Raw genomic sequence first — 20,972 nt, forward strand, 5'->3', positions numbered from 1 at the left:
CTTAGTGCTCTGCGGCCGCGAGGCCGAACCGGCTGACCGCGCCGGCCGGGCCCTGGCGCGCGAACGTCACGTCCGGTCGCGCCCGGCCCTTCGCCGGCGATTGTCCTGCCGTGTCAGGCCTGCCGCTTCACGGCGGGCTCGATCGGGGCGAGGCGCAGGGCGCCGGACCGGGCGGCCGGACGCTGCCGGAGGGGCACGGCCTGCGGCGCCTTCATGAGCTTGCGCAACGGGCCGATGGCCTGCGTAACCAGCCGCGGATGAAGCAGGACCGCGCCGCCGATGAAGCGCAATGCGAGCCGCCGGTGACCGGCCCGGCCGAGGAGCCTCGCGAGCTGCAGGTAGTTGGCCGCCGCCGCGTCCGGGTAGCGCCGGAAGACGGAGCGGTTGTTCTTGAGGATGCGCAGGAGGCCGAGCGCCTTCTTCCGCGGCCGGGTGGAAATGCTGTCACCCGACACGAAGGCGACGACGACCGGCTGCGAGTCCTCGTGGATGGTCGTCTTCTGCGCGAGGCGCGCGGCGAACTCCCAGTCGTTGTTGGCCTTCGCGCGCGGGTCGAACCAGCTGGTGCCGGGATAGGCGGTCCGCCGGAACAGCGCGTTCTGCAGCGAGAGCCGGTTCGAAACCAGGAAACGGCGCACCTGGTCCTCCTCCGGCTTCAGTCGTCCCGCCGGATCCGGCGCCAGGGCGACCAGCCCGTCGCCGTAGCGATGCTTCTGGTCGCGCCCGTAGAGGATCTTCACGCCCGTCACGACGCCGACACTTTCCGGCAGATGTCTCAGCAGCTCGAGATGCTGCTCGAGCTTGCCGGGGAGCCAGAGGTCGTCGCTGTCCTGAAAGGCGATGAAGCGGCCTCGTGCATGGCCGAGCCCGGTATTGCGGGCGGCAGCCGCGCCGCCATTCTGCTCCCGGCGGATGTAGACGACGCGGGGGTCGTCGAGACCGGCCGCCGCGGCTGCGATATCTTCGGTCGACCCGTCGTCGACGATAATCAGTTCAAGGTCGCGAAAGGACTGGTCCAGAACGCTCTGAGCCGATGCCCGCAGCATCTGCGCCCGTTCGAACGTCGGCAAAATCACTGAAATCTCAGGCATTCGAACTCCGGAAAATCTTGCGGCAAAAATACGCCGGAACGGCCGCGGCCTCGCCACGCCGGCCCCTGCGGACACCGCCCGGGCTGGCCCTGGTTGAGCCCAGTCGATGAATCTCGATGGATATCGACCGTCATCATACAAAGTAGCGGATAGTTACGTCGATCCGCAAGCGAGTTACGGAAAATAAAACCGAATTCAACTCTCGTATTTGTTGCGGGATCACCGAAGTCAATCCAGGGTTCCCCTCGACGGATCGTGGCCGATCGGGCGAGGATCGGGGCAGAGATCCTCCGAACGTCGGCCGCCGCCGCGAAACGGGCGCGGAACCGGTGGAAATCGGCGGAATTCTCATGTGATCACGTGAGATTGACCGGTGTCCGGGCTGCGACCCGTGAGCCCGCCGGAAGAATTTTCCACGCGCGACCGGCCGGCATTCATCCCCGGAAATCGGGCAATCTGAAGGCTGGAGCGACAAATTTATGGCAATCGGCGACATCTCTAGATTTGGCCGTCGGCAAAGGTAATTCAAGGTTCCTTGATGGGGGCGGGAACTCATTGTATTGGCAATAGGTGCATCTAAGTAGTGATTTTTATGGAGGCATTGCAATGAATAGTTTTACGGCAGGGTCGATCGTCTCCTTCGTGAGTCAATCGTGATGTATTTTGAAGATATCGCCATGACGCATTGCAAGCGCCCCGACCGTGGGACCCCTCCGGGCGGGACCGCGGGCCGGAAAGGGGGCTCCGGATGTCGATGACCGCATTCGCCCCGTCGCCGATGGACCCGCGTGCTGGACGACCGGCGGGCCCCGTCCGCCTCGACGCCTTCTCGCACACGGGCCTTTCGTCATGGCAATGAGCATCACCGGAACGGAGGGGGCGGCCATCGGCGGCGGCACCGCCGCGAAGACCGCCTCCACCGCGACGCGCGCGCCGGAGAAGACGCTCACCGTCGGGCTCGTCGGCCATTCCACCAACTCGGACAACTTCGGGGTCGGCGCTCTGGCCGCCTCGCAGATCGACATCCTGCGCCGGCTGGCGGCCCGACGGGGCCGTGCCCTGAAGGTGATCGTGTTCTGCTGGCCCGACCGCCGGCCGCACTACATCGTCGGCGAGGGGATCGAGTCGGTCACCGTGCGCGGGCGCGACCTCGTGTCTCCGACCGGGGCGCTCGTGCGCAACCTTCGCCGCTGCGACCTCGTGCTCGACATCGGCGCCGGCGACTCGTTCGCCGACATCTACGGCGTGTCGCGCTTCCTCAAGGTGCTGGCGCCGAAGCTGGCGACCCTCGCCCTGCGTCGCCCGCTGATCCTCGCGCCGCAGACGATCGGCCCGTTCCGCCGGGGTTGGGTGCGCCGCGCGGCGCGGACGACCATGGCCCTCGCGACCACGGTCTGCACCCGCGACGTGGCGTCGACGGAGTACCTGCGCGAGATCGGCTATCGCGGCCGCATCGTCGAGGCGACCGACGTCGCGATGCGCTTGGGCTACGACCGCCCCGCTGCCCGCACCGGCGGGCCGGTGCGGGTCGGCATCAACGTCTCCGGCCTGCTCCTCAACGGCGGCTACACCCGCTCCAACATGTTCGGCATCGCCGACGACTACGGCGCCCTGATGCGCGCCATCGCCGGGGAGTTCGCCTCGCGTCCGGACTATGAGCTGCATTTCGTCGGCCACGTCCTGTCGGAGGAGCAGGAGATCGAGGACGACTACCGCGCCTGCCAGAAGCTGGCGGCCGAGTTCCCCGGCAGCATCGTCGCGCCACGCTTCGGCTCGCCCTCGGAGGCGAAGTCGTACATCGCCGGGCTCGACTTCTTCACCGGCGCGCGGATGCACGCCTGCATCGCGGCGTTCTCCTCCGGCGTGCCGGTGGTGCCCCTCGCATACAGCCGCAAGTTCGAGGGACTGTTCAGTACCCTCGGATACAAGGAGACTGCCGACCTCCGCTCGATGGGGACCGTGGAGGTCCTGACGCGGATCCGTGCCGCGGTCGCGGACCTCGACGGACTGCGCGCGCAGATCGAAAAGGCCCTCGTCGAAGCCAACCGGCGCCTCGACCACTACGAGCAGATCGTCGACGAGGCCATGGCGCTCCGGGGGCCTGTCACCGCATGAGCTCCAGGACGATCCGTCAGGTCGTTGGCGACGGGCTGTGTACGGGATGCGGCGCCTGCGCGACGATCGCCTCCGAGCACGTGCGGATGAACTTCGACGATCGCGGCTTCCTGCGGCCCGTCCCCGTCGGCGACGTGACCCGGGACGAGGAGAAGGCGATCAGCCACGTCTGCCCGGGCCGCCGGCTCGAGGTGCAGGCCGGCGAGCGCGAGAACGATCCGCTCTGGGGGCCGCTGGTGGGCGTGCGCATCGGCTACGCGCTTGACCCCGAGGTGCGCTACGCCGGTTCCTCCGGCGGCGCCCTCAGCGCGATCCTCGCGAACCTCCTCGAGGTCGGCGCCGTCGACCGGGTCATCCAGACTTCGGCGGCGATCGATCCGCCCTACGGCAATGCGACCGTCGTCAGCGGGACCGCCGAGGACGTCCTCGCCGCATCCGGCTCGCGCTACGCGCCGTCGGCGCCGCTCGCCGGGCTCGAGGCCGCGCTCGCGACGGGCCAGCGCTACGCCTTCGTCGGCAAGCCCTGCGACGTGGCGGCGCTGCGCCGCCTCGCCGAGGTGGACCCGCGCATCGACCGGCAGATCCCCTACATGCTCTCCTTCTTCTGCGCCGGGGTGCCGAGCCTCAACGGCGTCCGCGAAGTACTGAGGGCGATGGGGGTGGAGCCGGAGGACACCGCGCGGTTCCGCTTCCGCGGCGACGGGTGGCCCGGCTACGCGACGGCGACGCGCCACGACGGCACCACCGCTCGCATGTCCTACAACGACAGCTGGGGCAAGATCCTGAGCCGGCACGTCCAGTTCCGCTGCAAGGTCTGCCCCGACGGGACGGGGATGCTGGCGGACATCGCGTGCGCCGACGCCTGGCACTGCGACGAGCGTGGCTACCCGACCTTCGACGAGGCCGACGGCCTCAGCCTCATCGTCAGCCGCACCAGCAAGGGCGAGGACCTGGTCCTCAGCACGATCCGCCGCCGCGGCCTCAGCGCCAAGCGCGTCGCCGTGGACGAGATCGCCGCCATGCAGCCCGGACAGCTCCGCCGGCGGAGGGCGGTCCTCGCCCGCCTCGCGGCGCTCCGCCTCGCGCGTGGCCGCGGGCCGGATTTCCGGGGCTTCAACATGCTGCGCGCCGCCCAGTCCGGCCGCATGTCGAACCACTTCCGCGAGTTCGCCGGAACGCTTCGCCGCCTCATCCTGCGCGGGGCAGGGGCCTGAGGGCCACGTCTCCCGCATCCCGCCGATGCAGGCGCCGAACGAAAAAGGCCCCCGGGAGATCCCGGGGGCCTTTTTCGTCTGGGGGTTGGGCGAGATCAGGTGGCGTCCCGCGCCTTCAGCTGGTCGAGGATCTGCGCCGCATTGGGCGCTCCGCCGAAGGAGTACTTGAGGTCCCGCCAGATCCACTTCGGACGGCGCGCCAGATTGGCGACGAGGCCGGCCCGGCACGCGATCCGGTCGGAGCGGTTCGGCAGCAGCTCGCCCATCGCCTGCCAGTAGTCGGCAATGTGCGTCAGGCTCAGGCGCAGGTAGTTGTTCCGCCGGCGCGAACGGCTGGTGACGCTCTGCGGGTTGAACCATTTCGCGCGGTCCTTGAATGCGGCGCTCGCCATCGTCGACGTGCCGAGGTGGACGCGCCGGTCGAAGGCGACGGTGTCGACCTCGACGAACCGGCCCATCAGCGCCAGGTGGCCGAGGAGGGTCCGGTCGGAGGCGATGAAGTCCTGGATGAGCCGCGTCTTGCGCAGCGCGTCGGTGCGGATGACGCCGAAGATCGGATTGCACATGCCCCGCACGCCGAGGACGTTCCCGCGCAGATACTGCGCGAAGCGGATCGCCGGCGTCGCGCCGTCGAGCGTCAGGCCGTCGCTGTAGGTCCGCAGCTCGCGCCCCTGCGCGTCGATCACGGACGTCTTGGTGTAGGCGAGCACCACGCTGTCGTCGCGAAGGGCGTCCATGCAGCGGGCGAGGAAGTCGGGATGGCAGCGGTCGTCGTGCGCGGCCCACTTGAAGTACCGCCCGCGCGCCATGGCGACGATGCGGTTGTAGTTCGGCGCGGCGCCGAGGTTCTTCGGCAGGCGGTCGTAGCGCACGCGGGGGTCGCGCGCCTGCGCCCGTTCGCAGATCTCCCGGGTGCCGTCGGTCGACGCATTGTCCGAGATGATGAGCTCGAAGTCGGGATAGGTCTGCGACAGGATGCTGTCGATCGCCTCCTCAAGGTACTCGGCACCGTTGTAGACGGCCAGGCCAATGCTGACCGTCGGCGGCGCCGAGGCGGCCGGCTGTGACGTCACGGATAAGGCTTCCTTGGAAATATCTTTGATCATGCCGCTTGCGTCCGTCGCAATTGAGGGAGGATCCGCTCGCGTATGCGCTGGACCAGCGCACGGTCTGCGGTATCGAGGCAGAAGAGCAGGAGAATGATCGCGTAGACGATGCCGCCGACGGCGACGGCCGCGATCAGGGTGGTCAGGTCCGGCGTGCCGTAGGCCGCCGCGCCGGCGAGGACGACAGCGGCGCCCGTCGCCGGGATCATGCCGCGCAGGATGCTCCGGGCGAAGTCGCCCGACGTCATGCCGGTGACCCGCAGCTGCATCGGCCAGAAGTAGACGATCTGCGCCAGGGCCGTCACCACGAAGAGCGACGTCGCGACGCCGACCGCGCCCGTCCCGAAGCCGAGCACCGCGACGATCATCGCCAGGAAGGAGGCGATGGTCGACATGAGCGCCGCCAGGTTGAAGGCGCGGACCTCGCCGGTCGCCACCGCGAGCATCGGCAGCAGCCCCGCCGGCTGGCTGAACAGGAAGATCGCCATCAGCAGGGAGAGGACGGTCGCCGCCTCGGTGTGCGCCGGCCCCAGAACGATCGTGGCGATATCGTCCGACATGATCGCGACGGGCAGGGCGACGAGGAGCGCGGCCCAGAGGCCGTAAGTCGCCCCGCGCAGGGCCGTCCGACGCAGCCGTTCGCGGTCGGCGAGGGTGTGCATCGCGACGAGGCTCGGCTGCAGCGGCAGGCGGGCGTAGGTGAGCAGACCGTTGATCTGCTGGAACAGCGCGGTGGCGAAGTAGTAGTTCACGACGTCGACGGCGGTCCCGTAGCGGCCGAGCACCAGCGTGCCGGCGGAGATGTAGAAGACCTGCGCCAGCCGGCCGAGCGTCGTCCAGAGGCCGAAGCTGACGAGGGTGCGCGCCGTGGTCCACTGGAACGACGAGGCGGAGACGCGAAGGTCCGGCGCCATCATGCGCGAGCGGATGGTGACGACGGTGAGGTGCACCATGTCGGCGCTGACGGTCGCGACGACCACCCAGATCACCGCCGGCCCCTGGGACGCCAGCAGTGCGAACAGGATCACGATCCTGAGCGCGTCACGCATCAGGCCGAGGATGTTCCACTCCACGAACCGCTGGCGCACCTGGAAGCCGACGCCGAAGGGCAGCGCGATCATCTGCAGCGCATAGGACAGGACGAGGAGGCTCAGCATCGTCCGCGCCATGCCGAGCTGCGCGTCGGGAATGGCGAGGATCGGGCCGGCGAAGGCCGCCAGCGTCAGGCCGCCGGCGACGAAGGCCAGCGCCGTCAGGACGAGGAGCGGCGTGATCGAGGTGACGATCTCGGTCACCTTCTGCCGGTCGTCGACCGCGTACGCCGCCACCACGTACCGGCTGACCCCGCCCGTGAAGAACACGAAGAAGAACGGAGCGACGACCATGGTCGACATCATGATCGGGTAGATCGCGAACTCCTCCGGGGAGATGCGCCCGAGCAGATACTTGAAGATGAAGACCAGGACGAAGACGTTGAGAAGCCGGGTAACCACGGAGCTCGCCCCGTTGATCATCACCTTCATGCGGTCGACCGCGACGTGCGTGTGCACGACCGGCTCCGTCCGCTCGCGGTTCGAAGCGTCACTCATCGGGCCGTCCGATCCTGATCGTAGGACTCAGTGTCGACATTCGCGCCGGGGACCTCGTACTCGCGGATCTGCTCGCGCGTGATCGGACCGTCGGCGATCTGGAAGGACGCGACGCGCGCCGTGTAGCCGCCGGCGTCTGCGGTGGCCGCTGCGAACAGCCCGACGGCGGTGACGTCCATGTGGTGCCGGAAGTTCCGGACCTGCCGCCAGCGCTCGCCGTCGTCGGAGAGCGCGATCTGGAACACGTCGTCCATGCGGTCGACGGCGAGATAGGACGGCGAACCGTCGAGCCGCTCGACCAGCAGCGCCCGGGACACCTTGCCGTCGCTCGACGCGGCGAAGATCTTGTCTTCCTTGCCGTCGCTGTAGATGTCGATGCGCAGCCAGTCGCCGGACTTGCCCTCGAACAGCACCCCGTTCGTCTGGTAGCGCCGGGACGGGGAGGACAGGAACTTGGCGCGGACGCTGATGTCCTCGTCTCGCGCCGGCTGCATCAGCCGCGGCGCGGACTTCTTGTCGTTCCAGAGGTCGAACTCGCCCTTCGGGATCTCGATGAAGAGCTGGCCGTCCGCCACCCGGACGCTGACGTCCTTGATGCCTTCGAACCGCCAGATGTCACTGAGCGTGTCACCCTCGAACTCGTCGGACCGCACGACGCCCGCAGCCGTCTCCGCCGCAGGCTGTTCCGCCACGACCTCGGCCGCCACGGGCACGCCGATGGCGGGGGCCGCAGCTTCTGGGGCGACCGTTCCCACGGGCGGCACGGCCCCGGTCTCGGCCGGCGGGGACGTCGCGGCCGACGTGTCGGCGACGGTCGCGGCGGCGTTGGCCGGCTGCAGCTCGAACGTGTCGACGAGCGCGGTGAAGTCGGCGGCCTTCGACGTCTTGCCGGCGAAGATCCCGGCGGCCGTCACCGTCATCGGATGGTCGAAGCGACCGGCGGAGCGCCACGTTTTGCCATCGTAGGAGTAATCGACGGTCCAGCTCGATCCGGCCCGGTTCAGCGCCAGGTGGGACGGCGGCGTCTCGAGCGCGACGTCCACCATCGGAGCGGACTTGCCGCGGCTCGTGACGCCGGCGAACACGTGGGCCAGCTCGCCATCCGAATGGACGTCGGCGCGGACATGCTCGCCCCCGCGCCCTTCGACCATGGTGCCCTGCATCTGGTAGCGCTCGGTGGGGGCGGAGGCGAACGCCATCGACACCGTGAAGTCCTCGTCGGCGACCGGCCGCATCAGGCGCGGCGCGGACCGGCTCGTCCCCCAGAGATCGAAGGTCGCCCCGGCGGCCCGAAGCGCGAGCTGCTTGTGCGCCCCGTCGCCCACGACCGCGTGGGAGGCGCCGAGCGCGCCGTCGAACGTCCACACGCCCTCCGGCACGCTGCCGACCACCGCCTCGACACCGGGGGCGGCGGGACGGGAGACACTCTCCGAGCCGGCGGCGACCGCCGTGGCGCGGTGGCCGGCGTCGGTCATCATCACGGCGAACAGGCCGCCGATCAGGGTGACGATCCCCATGAGGCCGCTGGCCCGTCCGAGGAGGCGGATGGAGCGGGACGGTCGATCGTCCGGCCAGTGCTCCTCCCACTCGACATCCTGGTAGATCGGCCGCATCGAAGGACGCTCGCTATCAGCCTCGGCAGTCGCACGCCGCGGTTCGGCAACCAGCACGGGCCGCCACTCAGACCGCAAGGACATCGAAGAACCTCAGATCGTCGAATTGAAGAGTCTGCGTCGCGTTGACGATGGCGATCAGCTCTTTCTCCGTCTGATCGGTCACGTACTTGATCGTGTAGCCGGGCGCGTCGGGGTCCGCGGACGTGCCGATCTCGTAGTCCTCGGCCGCGCCGTACAGCTCGATGGTGTCGACGCCGCTCTCGAAGTCCCAGATGTAGGCGAAATCCTCCTCGCCCGCCGTCGACGCGTTGCCGTCGTCGTAGAACAGGGTGTCGGCCGTCCCGAGCTGGAACGTGTCGCTGCCGTCGCCGCCGCGGAACACGTCCGTCTCGCCGAGGCCCGGCAGCAGCGCCGCCATGTCGACGCCGGAGAGGACGTCGTCCCCGTCGGTCCCGGCGATGATGTCGTTGCCCTCGATCGCGGTCACCGTGAGGTCGTTGAAGGCGACGTCGTAATAGTGCGCGTTGAGATAGATCGACCCGGTCGCCGGCGCCTCGTCGATGGAGAAGGTCTCGACGCCCTGGATCGTCCAGCCCGACGGCTCGGCCGTGCCGGCTTCCCAGATCTTCAGGCTGTACTGGCGGTCGTACAGGCCGACCTGCTCCACCTTCATGCGCAGCTCGTAGGTGACGCCTTCCGCGAGCGGGTTGCGCTGCACCGCGATGGTCTCGCTGAAGTCGTGGTAGGAGGTCAGCTTCACCTTCTTGCCGGTGTAGAAGAACGTCGCGCCCGGCTCGTAGCCCGCGAAGGGCTGGACGCCCAGCCGGTCGTCCTCGGTGTGCCCGCCCCACAGCATGCCGATGGCGAAGCCGCCACCGTCGCGGCCCCTGGGGTCCACGTTCTGCAGGTCGTGCGTCGTGATGGACATCGTGAGCTCGTAGTTGTCCCACGACTCGTCGCCGAGCACGACGAGCCGGTCGTAGCCGAGCTCAGTCGGGCGGATGCCTGAGCCGTCCGGCTCGATCGCCCACTGGCCGTCGACGATCTGCGCCACGTCCTGGATCGAGCCGACGGCGTCCCAGTCGATGCTGTAGTCTTCCGGCCAGAGGTGGCCGGACTCGTACTCGACCGTGACGTCCCTCGTGTACGTCGACCCATCCGAGTAGGCGGCGGTGATCGTGACGATATCGTCGTTCGGGCTGCCGTCGAGCGCGGCGTAGGCGATGTCGACGTTGAAGTCGCCGGGGTCGTTGAGCCGCCGAGTGTCCGGGCCGACCGAGAGGGTCTGCGAGGGGCCGTCGTTGAGCTGGTAGGTGAGGCTCGTCAGGCCGTCGGTGACGACGTTGCCGAGGATGTTGATCCAAGCCTGCGGCTCGCCGACGGCGCCGAACTCCTGCGTGTCGCCGTACCATACGTCGATCGCCGGCCGCACCGCGACGTCCACCGTGCCGACGACCTCCTCGATGCCGTCCGTGACGGTGTACTGGAAGCTGTCGATTCCGTTGAAGTTGCCGTTCGGCGTGTAGGTCAGCGTCCCGTCGCCGTTGTCCACCAGCGTCCCGGAGGCGGGGATGCCAAGGGCGGCGATCGTGAGGGTGTCCCCGTCGACGTCGCTGTCGTTCGCCAGGAGGTCGGCGATCGAGATCGTGATCGCCCCGCCGGTGGGCGAGAACACGGTATCGTTGACGACCACCGGCGCGTCGTTCACCGGCGTGACCGTGATGTCGACCGTGCCGGCGGTCTCGGCGAGGCCGTCCGAGACCGTGTAGCTGATGCTGTCGGGCCCGTTGTAGTTCGCGTTCGGCGTATAGACGATCTGGTTGCCGACCAGCTCGACGGTGCCGTGCGCGGCCGTGCCGACGCCGGTGAGCTGGAGCGTGTCGCCGTCGGCGTCCGAATCGTTGCCGAGCGGCGTGATGACGACGGAGCCGTCCTCGTCGACCGCCACCGCGTCCGTGCTCGCGGTCGGCGCGGTGTTCTCCACGTCGATCCAGACCGTCGCCGTCGACGTCCGACCGCCTGCCGCAGCGCCCTCGGTGATCGTGTAGGAGAGCTGACCCACGCCGCTGGTGTTCGACAGGTACGTGTAGGTGCCGTCGCCGTTGTCGGTCACCGTGCCGCGGCCGGTCGAGGAGATGGCGGCGATGCTGAGCGGATCGCCGTCGAGGTCGTGGTCGTTGGCGAGGAGGTCGGCTGCGGTGAAGACCAGCGCGGCGCCGACCGAGGCGGCCAGCTCGTCGTCCATCGCCACGGGGCCGGACGTGACGCCGCCGTCCTCGTTGAGGGTCTGCCCGTCGAGCAGGATGTAGTCCGCCTCGACGACGAAGCCCGGCGCGGTGTGCGCCGTCCCGCCGAAGAGGCCGGCGCTCGTGATCGAGAGGGCCGAGGTCAGCGTTCCCGCCGTCGTCCAGTCCGACCCGTTGGCCGAGTATTCGAAGAGGTAGCTCTCCCCGCTGCGGGTGACGCGCAGGAACTCCGCCGCCCCGACGGCAATGGTGACGTTGATCTCGGCGGCCGAGCTTCCGTTCACCGTCTCCGCGGCGAACACCTTCATGGTGGTGCCGTCGAAGCTCACGTCGAAACGCAGCCAGTTGCTGGCGTCCTGCTCGAACAGGAAGCCCTGCATCTGGGTGCGGGCGCTGGGGGTCGAGAGGAACCGCGCGGACATCGAGAAGTCGATATCGGCGATATCCTGCATGTAGCGCACGGCACCGTTGGTGTTCCAGGGGTCGTGCTTGCCGGTGGGGACGGTCAGCCGCAGGAACGCCTCGCTGCCGTCGGAGGCCAGTTCGGCCGTGCCGTCCGGGCCCTCGAGGCGCCAGTCGGCGTTGGTGATTGCGCCGCTGAAGTCGTCCGAGACGAAGCCGATCGGCGGGGCCACGTTGATCGCCACCACCCCGTTGGAGCTGAGCGTCCCGTCGCCGATGCTGTAGGTGAAGCCGTCGAGACCCATGTAGCCGGCGTCGGCGATGTAGGTGAGCGTACCGTTGCCGTTGTTCACCAGTGTGCCGTGGAGCGGATTGGTGAACCCGCCGAAGACCAGCGCGTCGCCATCCGGGTCGCTGTCGTTGGCGAGGAGTCCGGAGATGGAGATCGTGGTGACTGTGCCGGCGGTGGTGACGACGGTGTCGCGCCCGGCGACCGGGGCGTCGTTCACCGGCTCGACGACGACCTCGACGCTCGAGGTCGCGAGCCCGCCGTTGCCGTCCGAGACGATGACGTCGAACGTGTCGGTCCCGGTGAACCCGGCGTCCGGGGTATAGGTCAGGACGCCGCCGTTGAGGGAGACCGTGCCGGAGCCGGCCTGCGTGAACGCCTCGACCGTGAGGTTGTCGCCGTTGCCGTCCGTGTCGTTGGCGAGGACGTCGATCGCGACCGGCGTGCCTTCGTCGGTCGTCAACGTGTCGTCGTTGGCGACGGGCGCCGCGTTGCCGGGCGCCGACACGCCGACCAGCGCGACCCCTGCAACCTGCGTGACGCCATCGCTGATGAGATAGGTGAAGCGCGCCGTGCCGGCGAAGCCGTTGGCGGGCGTATACGTCAGCGTGCCGTTGCCGTTGTCGACGAGGGTGCCGCTGTCGGGCTGGCTGAAGCCCGCGAAGGACAGCGGGTCGCCGTCCGGGTCCGCGTCGTTGCCGAGGAGCGTGGCGACGTCGATGATCAGCGGCGTGTTGGCGCTCGTGCCCAGCGCGTCCGGGGTGGCGACCGGGGCGGCATTGTCCTCCGCGACGATCGGGTCGCTCGACACCTCGAACCAGTCCACCTGCGAGGTGAAGCCGGGGACGCTGCCGTCGTAGGTGGTGCTGCCGGCGAACACGCCGACCTCGGTCGGGATGATGTCGCTCGCGGCGGTGTGCTGCGTCGTCCAGGTCTCGCCGTCGCTGGACGTCTCGAAGATGTAGGTCGAGCCCTCACGGCGGATCCGCAGATACGAGATCTCGCCGGAATCCATGCTCTTGAAGAGGTCGATGCTGGAATCGCCGTCGTCGATGAAAGCAACGATCAGCCGCAGACCCGACGTCGTGTACGCGAGGTCGTAGCGGATCCAGGTGTCGACGTCCTCGACCACGAGCAGCCCGTGCTCCTGGTAGGGCTGCTGCGGTTCGTTGAGGAAGCGGGCCGAGACGTCGAAGTCGCCGTCCTCGACCGACTGCAGCAGGCGCGGCGAGTTGAGCTGCCGCAGCGCGTCCACCGCGATCCCGGCCGGCGACTCGATCTCGAGGTAGGACTCGCCGCCCGCGGTGTGCAGCGACGCGCCGCCGGCGAGGCCGGAGAACTCCCAGCCGTCGCCGATGCCGGAGCCCGAGAAGTCATCCGAGAAGCCGCCTGCGCCGGTGCCGCCGACGTCGATGGTGACGGTTCCCTGCGCCGTGTCGCGTCCGTCGCCGACCGTGTAGGTGAAGGTGTCCTCGCCGCTGAACCCGGCGGCCGGCGTGTAGAGGAGCGTCCCGTCGCCCGCGTCGACCAGCGTGCCGGAGAGCGGGTTGGAGAACGAGAGCAGGCTGAGAAGATCGCCGTCGGCGTCGGCGTCGTTGCCGAGCAACGCCGCGATGGAGATCGAGATCGGGCTCCCGACGTCGGCCGAGAACGCGTCGTCGATGGCGACCGGCAGGGCGTTGATGGCCCCGCCATCCTCGCCCGACAGCGGCGCACCGGTGTCCATGATGTAGTCGAGCTGCGCCTCGAACCCCTCGAGGCTGACGGCGTAGGCGCCGATATTGTCGGGGAAGACACCCGGATCGAACGTCGCGAGCGCCTCCCACGTGACGCCGTCCGCCGACGCGCTGACCGTCCAGGTCGCCCCGTCGCTGGTGATGCGGAAGGCGCGGGCGTCGCCGGCGTCGATCGGGGTCTGGGCGACCACCTCGGCCGACCCGCCGATGTTGACGATGACGATGAGTTGGTAGCCGGCGAGCGTCGACTCGAGGCCGAAGGAGACGTAGTCGCCCGTCGCCTCGTCGACGGCGATCAGGCCCTGGCCGTCGCCCGGCGCGATGGGCGTCGTCAGGAAGCTCCCGACGATGTCGAACGCGCCCGCGACGCTCTGCAGCGCCGTGGCGGCCGTGTTGCTGTTCCACAACTCGTTCGAACCGTCCGCGTGCAGCGCGAGGTAGGCCTGGCCGCCCGCGCTCGCGACGTTGACGGAGGTGTCCGGCGCGTCGCCGACGATCCAGTGCCCCGCCAGCGATCCGCCCGAGAAGTCGTCGGCGGCGATCAGCTCGGCGGTGGGCGTGACCGTCACGGTGAAGGTCGCGGTGTCGGTCACCGTCCCGTCCGTGATCGTGTACTGGAAGGTGTCCGTCCCGGAGAAGTTCGCAGGCGCCGTGTAGGTGTAGGTCCCGTCGCCGTTGTCGGTCAGCGTCCCGAACGCGGGGTTGGTCAGCCCGACGAAGCTGATGCTGTCGCCATCGGCGTCCGTGTCGTTCGCCATGAGGTCGTTGACGTCGATGACGAGGATCCCGTCGGGCGCGACGAGGTTGCCGTCGTCCACCGCGTCGGGTGCCGTGTTCTGCGGCGGGTTGCCGGTGCCGCCGTCGTCGAACGGAACGGTCGAGACGTCGAAGGAATCGATCTGCGCGACGAACCCGTCGCTGGAACCCGAGCTGCCGCCCAGGAGACCGACGGCCGCGACCGGCATGACGAAGTTGAAGCTGCCGCCGAGGGTCCACGTCGCGCCGTCGCTGGAGGTCCAGATGGTCCACGTGTCGCCGGAACGCTCGAGCGTGACGTAAGGCGCCTCACCGCCCGGCAGCGTGACGCTGAGGAGGGCGGTGGACTTGCCGCCGACCGTCTTGGCCGCGAACAGGCGGAGCTGGCTGCCGTCCGAATAGGTGTCGACGCGGAGCCAGCTCCCGTCGGACCCCTCGATGGCGAAGCCCTGCATCTCGTAGCGCTGCGTCGGTACCGACAGGAAGTGCGCGGTGACGACGAAGTCGTCGTCCGGCGCGTCCTGCATGAGGCGGCCGGCGTTGAGGGTCGTGTTCCAGAAATCGAAGTTTCCGGCGGGCGTCGTGATCTCGAGGATCCCGTCGCCGACGCTGGCGAGGGACGCGCCCGAGCCCGCCGCGCCCTCGAAGGACCAGTCGGCGGAGATCGTGCCGCCGGAGAAGTCGTCGGAGTCCAGCACCGGGGACGGATCGGGGTCCGGGCCCGGATCGCCGGAGGAGACGGTGATGGTGACGGTGGCGCTGTCGGAGTTCGTTCCGTCGGACACCGAGTAGGTGAACGTATCCGTCCCGACGTAGCCGTCGGCGGGCGTGTAGGTCAGCGTTCCGTCGCCGTTGTCGGTGAGCGTGCCGTGGAGCGGGCTCGTGGTGCCGCCGAACACCAGCGCGTCGCCGTCCGCGTCGGTGTCGTTGGCGAGGAGGTCGGCGACCGCGATGAGGATGCCCCCGGGACCGGAGGCGAGGGCATCGTCGACGGCGTCCGGCGGCGAGCTCGCATCGACCCCGTCCTCCATCGTGATGGGATCGGAGCCGATCTCGAACCAGTCCACCTCGGTGACGAAGCCGCCGCTGGTGGCGGTGCTGCCGCCGAGGAGGCCGACGCCCGTGACCTCGATCGCGAAATTGAAGCTGCCCCCGGTGATCCAGGACTGGCCGTCCAGCGAGTAGGACACCGTCCAGGTGTCGCCGACCCGCTCCAGTGCGAGATAGGGGGCGATGTCGCCGGCGACACGCACGCTGAGAAGCGTGTTCGACGTGCCGTCGACCGTGCTTGCCGCGAAGAGCGTGAGCTTCTTGCCGTCGGAAAAGGTGTCGACGCGCATCGACCGCCCGTCGGCGCCCTCGACGACGAAGCCCTGCAGCTCGTGCTTCTCGCTCGGGACGGAGAGGAAGCGCGCCTTGAGGACGAAGTCCTCGTCCGGAGCGTCCTGCACCAGCCGGCCGGCGTTCTGCGTGCCGTTCCAGAAGTCGTAGTTGCCGGACGGGGTGGTGATGCGAAGGACCTCGTCGGCGCCGACGTCGGCGAGTGTCGCCGTCGCGCCCGCCGCGCTCTTGAAGGTCCAGACCGACGACAGCGAATCGCCGGCGAAGTCGTCGGACACGACTTCGGCGGCGATGGGCCCGGTCCCGTCGGACACGCTGACGGTGACGGTTGCGGTGTCGGTCACCGACCCGTCGGAGATGGTGTAGGTGAAGGTGTCCGTTCCGACGAACCCGGCCGGGGGCGTATAGGTGAGGGTGCCGTCGCCGTTGTCGATGAGCGTGCCGCTCGCCGGCGTGTCGGCGCCGACGAAGGTGAGGGGGCCGTCGTCGGTGTCGTTCGCCATCAGGTCGGCGATCGCGATCACGATGCCGTCGGGGCCCGACGCCACGGCATCGTCGCCGGCGACCGGGTCGACCGTGGCCGGCGTGCCGCCGTCCTCGCTGACCAGCGGGTCGGAGGCGATCTCGAACCAGTCCACCTCGGCGGTGAAGCCGTCGCCCGAGCCGGCGCTCCCGCCCATCAGGCCGACGCCCGTCACGTCCATGGCGACGGTGAAGCTGCCGCCCGTGGTCCACGTGGCGCCGTCGTTGGAATAGAGGACCGTCCACACGTCGCCCGCGCGTTCGAGCGACAGGAAGGGCGCCTGGCCTTCGGGAATGCGCACCTTCAGGAGGGTGGTGGACGTGCCGCCGGTGGTGCTGGCGGCGAAGAGCCAGAGCGCCTTGCCGTCGGAATAGGTGTCGACCCGGAGCCAGTCACTCCCGGCGCCTTCGATCACGAAACCTTGAATTTCGTAGCGCTCCGTCGGGATCGACAGGAAGCGGGCAGTAATCACGAAGTCTTCATCAGGCGACGCCTGGACGAGGCGTCCGGCATTGGTCGCCGTTCCCCAGAAATCGTAGTTCCCGGTGGGAGTCGTGATCCGCAGGATATCGTCGTCGCCGACGGTCGCGAGGCCGGCGCTCGCGCCGGCGGCACTCTTGAAGGTCCACCCTTCGAACAGCACGCCGCCGGAGAAGTCGTCGGAGGCACTCATCGCTCAAGCCCCGTAATGGAGAAAATCGGAACCAGTCCACAGAGCGTATTCGGGGGCCTCTTCGCGGCTTTGAATCCGCCGCGCTTCGGCGCAGGACCGTACAGTCCCGCACCGTTGGGGTCGAAACGCCCCATGTTGAGCCTCAAAAACGTCGACGCACCAAATTTGCCGGCCAGAAATATATGAAGAAACGTCCATTTTACTAACAATTTGTGGCGAAAGTGGTGATGCGGTTCTGGTCGTAGTATGAAATCTATAAGGTTTCCATGTGCAGTCAATTCAGGAAAAGGTTTAGTTTGCTTTTCAGGGAACCCCTGGTTGGCTGGATTCGGTTGTTTGAAGGTCTGTGCCGAACGAGAAGTTGTCCCGATGGCGCTCAGGAAGGACTCGACCCGTCGTTGAGCGGTGAACTCTCGGTTGGAGGTTCGGAAAACTAAATTATCCGGTAAATTGACTTATGTTTCTGCGGGGAACACCGTGGCGCCGTGATTTGATTGAACGCGATCGTTCTTACTTTCTGATTTCGGAGGAGCGCATGAGGGGTCACCGCCATGAATTTCGGGGCGCCGACGCGCCGGCGGATGTCCTTTCGATGGGCGGGTCCACGGCGGTGGCGGCCTCCGCTTCGCCACAATTTCAACCCGTTCCCGCCTTGCCCCGCGAGGCGGACCATCAGGACACCATCCCTTCGGGTGAACTTCTGTTCCGTATCCGCGACCTGGTGCTCGCCACCGTTCTGGTCGTCGCCCTGGCGCCGCTGTTCGCGCTGATCGCCCTCGCCATCAAGCTCGATTCGTCCGGCCCGGTGTTCTTTCGACAACAGCGCGGCGGGCTTGGCGGCAAGGCCTTCACGTGCCTCAAGTTCCGCTCCATGCACGTCCTCGAGGACGGGCCGGAGGTGCGGTGCGCCGAGCGCAAGGACAAGCGTGTCACCCGCATCGGGCACTTCCTGCGCCGCTCGAGCCTCGACGAATTGCCGCAGCTTTTCAACGTCCTGCACGGCGACATGTCGCTCGTCGGCCCGCGTCCGCACGCTCTGGCGCACGACCGCGAGTATGCACGCACCATCCCGAGCTACACCGAGCGCTTTCGTGTGAAGCCGGGCATGACCGGGCTGGCCCAGATCCTCGACCTGCGCGGCGAGGTCAATGACGACATCAAGATCACCGGCCGTGTGGCCGCGGATGTCCACTACGTCGAGCGTCGGAGTCTGATGCTGGACTTTGTCATCATGGCGATGACGCCGATTATGTTGGTTTTCTGTCGTTCTGCGTACTGAGATTACTAGAAGTCAGTAGGAATACCATGGCGAACACACGCAAGAAGGTTTTAGCTGTGGCCTCCGGCGGGGGACATTGGGTCCAGTTGCTTCGGCTGCGTCAATCGTGGTCCCAGTGCGCGGTCACGTATGTGACGACGACGCCGGATTTCAAAAGCGAGATGCTCGAGGACGCCCGCCTTCGCGGTGAGCCCGAGCCCGACTACATCGTCGTTCCCGAAGCGAACCGCTGGCAGAAGCTGCGGCTCATGAAGCTCCTCGGCCAGATCGCCATGATCGTGCTGACCAAGCGGCCGGACGTCGTCATCTCCACCGGCGCCGCGCCCGGCTACTTCGCGCTGCGGTTCGCGCGTCTCCTCGGCGCCAAGACCATCTGGATCGATTCCATCGCCAACGCGGACGAGCTCTCCCTCTCCGGCCAGCGCATCGGCCCGCACGCCGACGTCTGGCTGACCCAGTGGGAGGACCTCTCCACGCCCGGCGGACCCCGCTTCTGGGGGGCGGTGATATGATCTTCCTGACCTTGGGCACGCACCAGCCGTTCGACCGGCTGGTGGAAGGGGTCGACCGCTGGTGCGCCGCCAACCCGGATGCGCGCGTGATCGGTCAGGTCCCGCTGGAACGCGGCAGCTACCACCCGAAGCACTTCGAGACGATGCCGCATCTCCACATCAACGAGTACCGCGCGCTGTTCCAGAAGTCCGAGTTCATCGTCGCGCATGCGGGGATGGGGTCGATCATCACGGCGCTGTGCCTGTCGCGGCCGATCGTGATCTTCCCGCGCCGGGCCGACCTGCGCGAGCAGCGCAACGACCACCAGCTCGCGACCGTGCGGCGCTTCCGCGGCAAGACGGGCGTCCACGTCGCGGAGGAGGTCGAAACGCTGTTCGACGCGATGGACACCCTGCACGGCGCGGCCAGACAGGCGGCCGCCCCGTGCGCGGACGGCGCGGGCAACGCGGCGGCGAGCCAGTTTGCCGACCCGGCCTTCGTCGCCGCGCTGCGCGACGTCATCGCGGCGGGCGCGGGCCCCCGGTCCGTCAACTAGTCATGTCGAGGGCGTTCGGGGCCGCGTCGCGCGGCGCCACCAGACGAGATCGTTCCTGCGGGCCCGCCGCTCTCACCCAGCGCGCGGCGCCCGTGGGGGCTTGTCGGCCGTCCTCAGGGGCGACCGGTCGCGGCCTGGTTCAGCATCCACACCATCCGCAGTGTCCTGAGGCGGGCGAGAGTCGCGAAGGCGCGCCACTTCTCGCCGCCGCCGAGGCCGCTCGCCGCCACCACGCGCGGCGTGTGGGCGAGGACGCTCACCGGCATGGCGAGCGCGCGGAGCGCCCAGCCGAGTCGCGAGCCGCCGGAGGCCTGCCGCAGCGCGAACCCCTCCGCCGTCAGCCGGCGCCACTTGCGCTTCAGCGCCGGCCAGTCCGCGCGGGCGGGGTGGTCCACCGCGAGGTCGGGCGCGTAGCGGAGGTCGGCACCGGCGGCACGCGCGCGATGGCACCAGTCGACGTCCTCGCTGACGCCGTCGCGGAAGGGGCCGACGCGCGCGAACGTCTCACGCGACACGACGAGGTTCGCGGTGACGGCGAAGCCCTTGGTTTCGACGTAGCCCTTCTGGTCGAACGCGAAGACACGCTCGAAGGCCTCGGCGCCGGAGCGCGGCGGCGGCGATTCGAAACAGATGTCCACGCGTCCGCCCAGCACCAGCGCCGATCGGCCGACCTCCTCGGCATGGCCGCGGATCGTCGTGAGCCAGTCCGGCATCGGGATGCAGTCGGAATCGAGGAAGGCGATCACCGGCGCGTCCGTCTCGGCGACGCCGCGGTTGCGCGCGTTCGCCGCTCCGCGCCGGCTCTCCACCGCGATGCGCACGCCGTCCGGCGTGGCGACGTCGGCGAGGCCCCCCGGGGTGTTGTTGTCCACCACCACGACCTCGACGTCGGTGCCGAGCTGCGGGGCGAGCGCCTCCAGGCAGCGCCGCAGACGGACGCGGTCGTCGTAGTGCGGGATGACCACCGCAATGGTGTTGCAGGTCGCCGACATGGGAGCGTCTCGGCTGATCGGGGAACCAAACGGACATGCCCCGAAAGCAATCATAAGGAAAGCCCGTCCGTCCGGGCGGCAGCGAATATTCAATTGATAGTGCCGGGTCGCGCGCGGCCTCGGGTTCAGGAATAGGAATTAGGCGTATGGAACACATCCGGCAGGTCACCACGATGATCCCGCAGCCGATGCGCTTCGGGCTCCGGAAAATTCTGTTTTACGGCGACACCGCCCGCTGCGTCCTGTGCGGCAATGCCGTGCGCAAGTTCGCCCCCCACGGCGGCGGAGCGGACGTCCTGGAGCGCCGCAGGGTCGTCGGCGGCATGCGGCGGGACGATGACCGCTGCCCGGTCTGCCACGCCACCGACCGCACGCGTATGATGATGCGTTATCTGCAGACCCATGCCGGCGTCGGCAGCCGGCCCGTCCGCCTCCTCCATGTCGCGCCGGATTTCGGCCTGTACCTCTGGCTCAGGCGCCAGCACGCGATCGACTATGTGGCGACGGACCTCGACGCGGCGCGCTACCGCCACATCGACGGCATTCGCGCGGCCGATCTCACCAGGCTGCCGTTCGGGGACATGTCGTTCGACATCATCGTCTGCTCGCACGTGCTGGAGCATATCCCGGACGACTATGCGGCCTTCCGCGAGATGCACCGTGTGCTGGCGCCCGGCGGTCACGCGCTGCTGCTGACGCCGTTCGCGCGGGACGGCATGGGGACCGACGAGGACCCGTCGATCGCCGAGCCCGCGGAGCGGGACCGCCGCTTCGGCCAGTGGGACCATGTGCGGATCTACGACCGCGACGACTTCATGGCGCGGATGAGAAGCGTCGGCTTCGCGACCGAGCTCTACGAGCCGTACGCGGACGACGCGGAGATGGCGGAGGCGCTGCATCTCAACAGGGAAGAAGCGCTGCCGGTCGGTCGCCGAACCCAGGCCTGACGGAACGAG

Annotated in this window: 12 protein-coding genes; 6 read left to right on the plus strand and 6 right to left on the minus strand. The window is 68.5% G+C overall.

Features of this window, described 5'->3' with window-relative positions:
- Positions 1-113: 113 nt before the first annotated feature.
- A complete protein-coding gene (locus tag DLJ53_RS24530; RefSeq protein WP_111350155.1) occupies positions 114-1,091 on the minus strand; it encodes a glycosyltransferase family 2 protein in 978 nt (325 codons plus the stop codon).
- Between the two features lie 855 nt (positions 1,092-1,946).
- Here DLJ53_RS24530 and DLJ53_RS24535 point away from each other — a divergent pair.
- A complete protein-coding gene (locus DLJ53_RS24535) occupies positions 1,947-3,206 on the plus strand; it encodes a polysaccharide pyruvyl transferase family protein (protein WP_111350157.1) in 1,260 nt (419 codons plus the stop codon).
- Complete coding sequence (locus DLJ53_RS24540) at positions 3,203-4,420, plus strand: Coenzyme F420 hydrogenase/dehydrogenase, beta subunit C-terminal domain (protein WP_111350159.1); 1,218 nt, start codon at positions 3,203-3,205, stop codon at positions 4,418-4,420. The genes DLJ53_RS24535 and DLJ53_RS24540 overlap by 4 nt, the downstream gene beginning before the upstream one ends.
- Positions 4,421-4,515: 95 nt before the next feature.
- Here the strand turns inward: DLJ53_RS24540 and DLJ53_RS24545 are convergent, their stop codons facing one another.
- The 4 genes from DLJ53_RS24545 to DLJ53_RS24560 all read right to left on the minus strand — a co-directional run bounded on the left by DLJ53_RS24545 (position 4,516) and on the right by DLJ53_RS24560 (position 16,697).
- Positions 4,516-5,493 (minus strand): glycosyltransferase family 2 protein, encoded by a 978-nt coding sequence (locus DLJ53_RS24545; RefSeq protein ID WP_162409522.1) that lies wholly within the window; start codon positions 5,491-5,493, stop codon positions 4,516-4,518.
- A 29-nt stretch (positions 5,494-5,522) separates the two neighbouring features.
- On the minus strand, positions 5,523-7,115 hold the full coding sequence (locus DLJ53_RS24550) for a lipopolysaccharide biosynthesis protein (protein WP_111350162.1): 1,593 nt from the start codon (positions 7,113-7,115) through the stop codon (positions 5,523-5,525).
- A complete protein-coding gene (locus tag DLJ53_RS24555) occupies positions 7,112-8,728 on the minus strand; it encodes a DUF1349 domain-containing protein (RefSeq protein ID WP_111350164.1) in 1,617 nt (538 codons plus the stop codon). Before DLJ53_RS24555 ends, DLJ53_RS24550 begins: the two co-directional genes overlap by 4 nt.
- 67 nt (positions 8,729-8,795) lie before the next feature.
- Entirely contained in the window at positions 8,796-16,697 is a 7,902-nt protein-coding gene (locus DLJ53_RS24560) for a cadherin-like domain-containing protein (protein WP_111350166.1), read from the minus strand.
- A 535-nt stretch (positions 16,698-17,232) separates the two neighbouring features.
- Here DLJ53_RS24560 and DLJ53_RS24565 point away from each other — a divergent pair.
- From DLJ53_RS24565 to DLJ53_RS24575, 3 genes are read left to right on the plus strand one after another with little or no spacing between them, the layout of a single operon-like run.
- Complete coding sequence (locus tag DLJ53_RS24565) at positions 17,233-17,976, plus strand: sugar transferase (protein WP_244935157.1); 744 nt, start codon at positions 17,233-17,235, stop codon at positions 17,974-17,976.
- A 26-nt stretch (positions 17,977-18,002) separates the two neighbouring features.
- Complete coding sequence (locus tag DLJ53_RS24570; protein WP_111350170.1) at positions 18,003-18,488, plus strand: glycosyltransferase family protein; 486 nt, start codon at positions 18,003-18,005, stop codon at positions 18,486-18,488.
- Positions 18,485-19,024, plus strand: a complete 540-nt coding sequence (locus DLJ53_RS24575) for a glycosyltransferase (RefSeq protein ID WP_111350172.1) — start codon at positions 18,485-18,487, stop codon at positions 19,022-19,024. The genes DLJ53_RS24570 and DLJ53_RS24575 overlap by 4 nt, the downstream gene beginning before the upstream one ends.
- 113 nt (positions 19,025-19,137) lie before the next feature.
- Here the strand turns inward: DLJ53_RS24575 and DLJ53_RS24580 are convergent, their stop codons facing one another.
- A complete protein-coding gene (locus tag DLJ53_RS24580) occupies positions 19,138-20,016 on the minus strand; it encodes a glycosyltransferase family 2 protein (RefSeq protein WP_111350174.1) in 879 nt (292 codons plus the stop codon).
- Positions 20,017-20,162: 146 nt separating this feature from the next.
- On the opposite strand from DLJ53_RS24580, the gene DLJ53_RS24585 reads away from it, so the two are divergent.
- Positions 20,163-20,963 (plus strand): class I SAM-dependent methyltransferase, encoded by an 801-nt coding sequence (locus tag DLJ53_RS24585; protein ID WP_111350176.1) that lies wholly within the window; start codon positions 20,163-20,165, stop codon positions 20,961-20,963.
- Positions 20,964-20,972: the final 9 nt, after the last annotated feature.

The organism is Acuticoccus sediminis (assembly GCF_003258595.1).
GTDB classification, from domain to species: domain Bacteria; phylum Pseudomonadota; class Alphaproteobacteria; order Rhizobiales; family Amorphaceae; genus Acuticoccus; species Acuticoccus sediminis.

Coding starts and splice junctions, on each gene's coding strand:
- DLJ53_RS24550 (WP_111350162.1), bottom strand. CDS start 7,115: ATGAGTGACGCTTCGAACCGCGAGCGGACGGAGCCGGTCGTGCACACG.
- DLJ53_RS24535 (WP_111350157.1), top strand. CDS start 1,947: ATGAGCATCACCGGAACGGAGGGGGCGGCCATCGGCGGCGGCACCGCC.
- DLJ53_RS24540 (WP_111350159.1), top strand. CDS start 3,203: ATGAGCTCCAGGACGATCCGTCAGGTCGTTGGCGACGGGCTGTGTACG.
- DLJ53_RS24565 (WP_244935157.1), top strand. CDS start 17,233: ATGAGGGGTCACCGCCATGAATTTCGGGGCGCCGACGCGCCGGCGGAT.
- DLJ53_RS24555 (WP_111350164.1), bottom strand. CDS start 8,728: ATGCGGCCGATCTACCAGGATGTCGAGTGGGAGGAGCACTGGCCGGAC.
- DLJ53_RS24570 (WP_111350170.1), top strand. CDS start 18,003: ATGGCGAACACACGCAAGAAGGTTTTAGCTGTGGCCTCCGGCGGGGGA.
- DLJ53_RS24560 (WP_111350166.1), bottom strand. CDS start 16,697: ATGAGTGCCTCCGACGACTTCTCCGGCGGCGTGCTGTTCGAAGGGTGG.
- DLJ53_RS24580 (WP_111350174.1), bottom strand. CDS start 20,016: ATGTCGGCGACCTGCAACACCATTGCGGTGGTCATCCCGCACTACGAC.
- DLJ53_RS24575 (WP_111350172.1), top strand. CDS start 18,485: ATGATCTTCCTGACCTTGGGCACGCACCAGCCGTTCGACCGGCTGGTG.
- DLJ53_RS24585 (WP_111350176.1), top strand. CDS start 20,163: ATGGAACACATCCGGCAGGTCACCACGATGATCCCGCAGCCGATGCGC.
- DLJ53_RS24530 (WP_111350155.1), bottom strand. CDS start 1,091: ATGCCTGAGATTTCAGTGATTTTGCCGACGTTCGAACGGGCGCAGATG.